Origin of the sequence: Nocardia sp. NPDC060220 (assembly GCF_042727815.1) — a bacterium.
Classification (GTDB): domain Bacteria; phylum Actinomycetota; class Actinomycetes; order Mycobacteriales; family Mycobacteriaceae; genus Nocardia.
In genome coordinates, this window is sequence record NZ_JBHWZY010000742.1 from 1 (window position 1) to 3507 (window position 3507).

At 66.8% G+C, this 3507-nt stretch carries 4 protein-coding genes; all 4 read right to left on the bottom strand.

From position 1 onward, the window contains the following. Window positions 1–391: Zn-ribbon domain-containing OB-fold protein (locus tag ACFWF3_RS28800; RefSeq protein WP_379316656.1), on the bottom strand; the 391-nt coding region annotated here is incomplete at its 3' end. Window positions 392–412: 21 nt separating this feature from the next. Beyond that, entirely contained in the window at window positions 413–1615 is a 1203-nt protein-coding gene (locus ACFWF3_RS28805) for an acyl-CoA dehydrogenase family protein (protein WP_379316658.1), read from the bottom strand. Between the two features lie 13 nt (window positions 1616–1628). Beyond that, a complete protein-coding gene (locus ACFWF3_RS28810; RefSeq protein WP_379316662.1) occupies window positions 1629–2681 on the bottom strand; it encodes an acyl-CoA dehydrogenase family protein in 1053 nt (350 codons plus the stop codon). A gap of 27 nt (window positions 2682–2708) precedes the next feature. Next, window positions 2709–3507: amidohydrolase family protein (locus ACFWF3_RS28815; RefSeq protein WP_379316660.1), on the bottom strand; the 799-nt coding region annotated here is incomplete at its 5' end.

The window sequence follows — 3507 nt, forward strand, 5'->3', positions numbered from 1 at the left end:
GCGGAAGCCAGGCCGTACCCGCCTGCTCGAACACCACCTCCATCCGTTGGCCGAGCACAAGATCGGCGGGATCGCAGTCGATCACATTGGTGGTCAACCGGACTCGCGAGTCCTCCTCGAGCGCGACCTGCGCGACGACATAGGGCGCGGGCAGCCCGGGCACCGCGAATCGCTCGTTGACCGTGAAACCGATCAGCGTGGCGAATCCCGAGACCACACTGATCTCGAGCTGATCGCCACGGCAGTACCGGCACGCCGGTTGCGGCGGATGGATCAGCGCCGCGCAGGAGCGGCACTGGGTGATCCGCAAGCGACCGTCGGCGCCGGAGGCCCAGTAGAAAGCGGTCTCCGGCGTGATCGGCGGCGGCGGCCGTTGCGTGGTCTCGGCCACGGGTGCTCCTTCCGAGCGCGATCAGCTCGCCTGTGCCTTGGGTTTGGCCGGCAGCGAGTAGTTGGCCCGTCCGAGCCCGAGGATGTGCTGGGCGATCATGTTGCGGAACACCTCGAGCGTGCCGCCGTAGATGCCGCACAGCGGCGCCCAGCGATAGATGTATTCCATCCCGCCGTTGTCGGCGGCGCCCTCGGTCTCTATCGGCAGCGCGGCGGCGGGGCCGAGGATGTCCATCAGCTCGGGTGAGATGTCGCGCATGGCCTGCGCGATGGCGACGCGGCCGAACATGTGCGGCGCGGCGAGCGCGGCTTCCATCCGCGCGATACTGCGGCCCAGGCGATAGCCGACCGACCGGTCGTCGAGCAGACGACGCCCGTCGGGACCGGGACGGGCCGCGATGGCGACCACCTTTTCGACCGAGGTCGCCATCATCGTGCCCTGGTGGATGAGGATCGAGACATCCTGCAGGCCGTCGTCATCGGCGCCGACCACACCGTGTTCCTCGTTGAGGGGGCCCATCAGCACGGCCCACCCGCCGTTCACCTCGCCGAGGCGGTACTTGTCGTCCACCCGGACATCGCTGTAGTAGACGATGTTGGTCCGGTCACCGTCGACGGTGCGGATGCCCTGGATCTCGATGCCGGGGCTGTTCAGCGGCACCAGGAACATGGTGAGGCTCTTGTGTTTCGACGCCTCGGGGTCGGTATTGGTGATCAGGAAGACGTACTGGCAGTTGTGCGCGCCGGTGGTGAACATCTTCGAGCCGTTGATCACCCACTGGTCGCCGTCACGCACCGCCCGCGTCTTGCACATCGCGACGTCGGACCCGCCGTCGGGCTCGGTGTATCCCAGGCACAACCGGACTTCACCGCGCTCCAGTCCGGGCAGTACCTCTTCCCGCAATTCGGCGGAACCATGTTTACGCACGGACTTGGCGACGATCGCGGTCGTGCCCCAGGTGACCCAGGGAATGTGGACCCGCCGCTTCTCCAGGTCCCACATCCGGCGCCGCAGGCGATTGAGCCCGCCGTCCTCCTCGGCGTTCAGCTCCGCGCTCAGCCACCCGGCCGCGCCGAGCGCCTCGTGCACGCCTGCGTCGAAGTTGTCACCGGTCTCGCGATCGCGGCGACGCACCTCGTCGGTGACGTGGGTGGTGAGAAAGGCTCGTGCGCCGTCCAGGAATTCCTGGTCATCGGCAGAGAGTTCGACTCGTGAGAAATCCATGTTCTACTCCGTCCTAGGCCGACGCTGCGGCGAAGAGTTCAGCGACCTGCACTGCGCTGGCGCCGAGGTCACCGGCGGCCAGCGGCCAGCCCCGTGCCCGCACCAGATAGGCCGACGCGGCCGCTTCCGTCGCGACCCCGAGTCCGCCCTGCACCTGGACGGCCATCGTCGCCGCCCGCGGCGCCTCCTCGGCGATGAAGACGAACGCCGCGGCCGACAGACCGGGTTGCGTGTCGGGCTCGTGTTCGAGGAACCACGCGGCGCGCCGGGTCAGGTTGCGCGCGGCATTGACCGTGATCGCGATATTGGCCAGTGGATGGGAGATGCCCTGCAGGGTCGAGATCGGGACACCCATCGTGTAGCGGGTGGTGGCGAATTCAGCGGCGATCCGGAGGGTTTCGTCGATCAGCCCCACCAGGGCCGCGGCGGTGAGCACGCGCCATTCGTCGAGCGCCCGGTGGTACTCGGTGAGCGCCTGCGCGCCACTGGCCAGCACGGTCCGGCGGTCGGCGGCGGCCGGGTCCACCCAGGCCATCGGCAGCCGGCCGATGTTGTCGACCTTCGCGGGGCGGGTATCGAAACTCACCCGCACGATGTCGTCGCCGTCACGGACGATGATGTCGTCGGCGACCGAGCCCGCGGCGATGAGCCGCACGCCGGTCGTGGGGTCGACGCGGGTATCGAGGGCGAGCAACCGTGTGCCCTCGACCACCTCGGTGCTGTCACTCTCGCCCGCGGTCAGCACGCCGAGTCGGCCCAGCAACCGTGCCGCGCAGATGTGATCGATCCACGGCAGCGGAGCGATCACCCGTCCCAATTCCTCAGCTACCAAAGACAATTCGACCAGGGTCGCGCCGTCACCGCCGACCGCTTCCGGCAGCGCCATCGAGGTCGCGCCGGTCGCGCACAGCTGCTCCCACAGATCCTTGTCGAATCCGGTCTCCTCCGCCGCGCGGACGGTGTCGAGGGAACACCGCGAACGGAAGAACTTCGCGTAGACGGCCTGGAGTTCGGTTTGATCCGCCGACAGGCTGTAGTCCTGTCGACGCAGTTCATATCGGTCCAACATCGTATTTCTCCTGATTGCGGCGCGTCAGTCGCCGACGGATCGGTCGCCGAAGAAGAACTCCTGCGCGTTGTTGTAGAGGTAGTTGTCGAGCACGTTCGCGGGCAGATCCAAGGCCTCGGCCTCGGGCACCAGCCTGCGCATAGCGAGCACCGGCCAGTCCGAACCGAAGATGACCTTGTTCTTCCCCCGGGTGCGCATGAAGTGGGTCAAGCTGTCCGGCAACCGTTTCGGTGACCAGGCCGAGGTCATCAAGCGCAGGTTCTCGTATTTGATGAGCAGCCGGATCGCGGTGTCCCACCACGGATCGGCGCCGTGGATCATGCACAGTTTCAGTTCGGGGAACTGGTAGCACACCCGGTCCAGATAGATCGGATTCTGGACCTCACCCGGGATCGGCGGACCGGGAATCCCGGTGTTCATGCACAACGGAAGACCGATCTCGGCGCATTTGTAGTAGAGGGGGTAGTAGACCGCGTCGGTCGGCGGATACCGGCCGTCGCCCCAGAAACTCGCCCCGGTGGTGGTGTAGGTAACCGGCAGGTCGCGCACCAACGCGGTGAGTTCACGCAGCGAGGCGACCGGGCGCAGGAGATCGACGCCGTTGACCGCCAGCGAGAACCGATCCGGGCGTGCCTCGACGAACGCGAGCGCGGTCTTGGACGGTTTCACCATCGAATACATCAGAACGGCCTTCTCGACGCCCTGTTCGTCCATCTCGTCGAGCAAGGCACCGAGCTCGACCTGGGCGTACATCGACGCCGCGCCCTTGAAATAGTCGTCGCGGACCTTGAGCATCCAGGTGGGTTGCTCGAGCTCGCCGAAG